Source organism: Mycobacterium sp. TH-M15, from assembly GCF_057473705.1.
Map to the genome: position 1 here is coordinate 1 of NZ_JBYCLB010000264.1, position 2262 is coordinate 2262.

Consider the following 2262-nt stretch of genomic DNA (forward strand, 5'->3'; position numbering starts at 1 on the left):
TCCAGCGGCTGTGGGCCTCGGCCGGGCCGGCGCCCGGCGCGGTGGCCGGGCTGCGCAAACTGGGCACCGGGGATGCCGAACTGCGCGCCGAACTGGCCGAGCTCGGCGGCACCGACCCGCGGCTGCTGGCCGACCAGGAGTTCCTCACCCTGCTGTTGACCCCGGTGCGCGCCGACTACCTGGCGTTCAACCGCTATGTGTGCGCGCCGGACGTGACGATCGGCGCCGACATCCACGTGCTCGGCGGCCGCGACGATCAGCGGATCGACGCCGAGCTGCTGGAGCGCTGGGCCGGGCACACCACCGGTGAGTGCACGCTGTCGCTCTACGACGGCGGGCACTTCTACCACTACGAGCACATCGAGACCCTGGCCGGCCGGATCATCGCCGATGCCTGACCGGCGTCTTGTCGACCCGGTGGTGATCGTCGGGCTGGGGATTGAGGCGCCCGGCGGCATCGACACCGCCGAGGCGTACTGGTCACTGCTGGCCGACGGCCGCGAAGCTCTGGGCCCCATCCCCACCGACCGGGACTGGGCGGTGGGTGAGCTGATCGACGGTTCCACCCGCAACGGTTTCAAACCGATCTGCGAGGCCGGCGGATTCCTGTCCGGCGCCGCCGAATTCGACGCCGGCTTCTTCGGGATCGCCCCCCGGGAGGCGGTCGCGATGGACCCGCAGCAGCGGGTGGCGCTGCGGGTGGCCTGGCGCGCCCTGGAAGACGCCGGGATCAACCCCGACGACCTGTCCGGCCACCACGTCGGGGTCTACCTGGGCGCCTCGGTCACCGGCTACGGCCCGGACATGGCGCAGTTCTCCGCGCACAGCGGACACCTGCTGCCGGGCACCGCGCTGTCGGTGATCTCCGGGCGGATCGCCTACACCCTCGGGCTGGCCGGCCCCGCGCTCACCGTCGACACCTCCTGCTCCTCGGCGCTCTCCGCGCTGCACCTGGCCGTGCAGGCGATCCGGGTCGGGGACGCCGATATGGCGATCGCCGGCGGGGTGTGCGTGATGGGCTCACCCGGCTTCTTCGTCGAGTTCTCCAAACAGCACGCGCTCTCCGACGACGGGCGCTGCCGCCCCTACAGCGCCGCCGCCACCGGAACCGTCTGGGCCGAGGGGGCGGGAATCTTTGTGCTGCAACGTAAATCGGACGCGCAACGCGACCACCGGCACATCTACGGCGAAGTGTTGGCCAGCGGGCTCAACCAGGACGGCCACACCGCCGGCCTGCTCACCCCCAGCGAATCCGCCCAGCAGCGGCTGTACCGGCGCACCCTGGCCGACGCCGGCCTGCGCCCCGGGCAGGTCGGGATGATCGAAGGGCACGGCACCGGCACCCGGGTCGGCGACCCGATCGAGCTGCGCTCGCTGATCGGCGTCTACGGCACCGCCCCGGGAACCGGGCCGCGGCTGGGGTCGGTGAAATCCAACATCGGCCACAGCCAGGCCGCCGCCGGCGCGTTGGGCCTGGCCAAGGTGCTGCTGGCCGGCGAGCACGAAACCATCCCGGCCACCTTGCATCTGGGCGCCGGCGCGCGCGACGACGTCGACTGGGCCGGGCAGGGCCTCACCCTGGCCGAGGCCCCCACCGACTGGCCGGCGCGCGACGGCCGCCGGATCGGCGCGGTGTCGGCGTTCGGCATGAGCGGCACCAACGCCCACCTGATCGTCGCGATGGACACCGCATGCTGAGCGCCCACCAGCCCGCGCTGCCCGACGGCCGCATCCCGGTGCTGATCTCGGCGCACGCCGCCGACCTGGTGGCGGCCGAGGCCGCCGGGCTGCTGGCCTACCTGCGATCGGATGGCGGACAGGTCGGCGTCGCGGCGGTCGCGCACACGCTGCGAGCCACCCGGGGAATCCGCCGGCACCGCGCGGTGGTCCGCGCCCGCGACACCGCCGAACTGATCGCCGGGCTGGGCGCGGTCTACCACGGCGCCGAACATCCGCTGGTGGCGCGCTCGGATCGCGCCGAACCGGCCCGCACCGCGTTCGTCTTCCCCGGACAGGGCACTCAGTGGCCGGGGATGGGCGCCGAACTGCTCGACACCGCCGCCTACCGCGCCGAGGTGCACCGCTGCGACGAGGCGTTCCGCCGCGCCGGGTGCGCCGCACCGCTGGACTACCTGCGCGGCGCCGGGCAGGCCGACCCGGTGCAGCTGCAAGCCGCCCAGTTCAGCCACGCCGCCGCGCTGGCCGCCACCTGGCGGCAGTTCGGGGTGCTGCCCGACATCACCGTCGGCCACAGCCTCGGCG

Annotated in this window: 3 protein-coding genes; all 3 read left to right on the forward strand. The window is 73.7% G+C overall.

The genetic code is table 11. The annotated features are described in order from the left end of the window. Positions 1 to 398: thioesterase II family protein (locus tag AC2VNT_RS06250; RefSeq protein ID WP_486946027.1), on the forward strand; the 398-nt coding region annotated here is incomplete at its 5' end. Further along, a complete protein-coding gene (locus AC2VNT_RS06255) occupies positions 391 to 1698 on the forward strand; it encodes a beta-ketoacyl [acyl carrier protein] synthase domain-containing protein (protein ID WP_486946028.1) in 1308 nt (435 codons plus the stop codon). The genes AC2VNT_RS06250 and AC2VNT_RS06255, both read left to right, overlap by 8 nt. Beyond that, the coding region (locus tag AC2VNT_RS06260) for an acyltransferase domain-containing protein (RefSeq protein WP_486946029.1) at positions 1692 to 2262 on the forward strand (571 nt) is incomplete at its 3' end. The genes AC2VNT_RS06255 and AC2VNT_RS06260, both read left to right, overlap by 7 nt.

Coding starts and splice junctions, on each gene's coding strand:
- AC2VNT_RS06255 (WP_486946028.1), top strand. CDS start 391: ATGCCTGACCGGCGTCTTGTCGACCCGGTGGTGATCGTCGGGCTGGGG.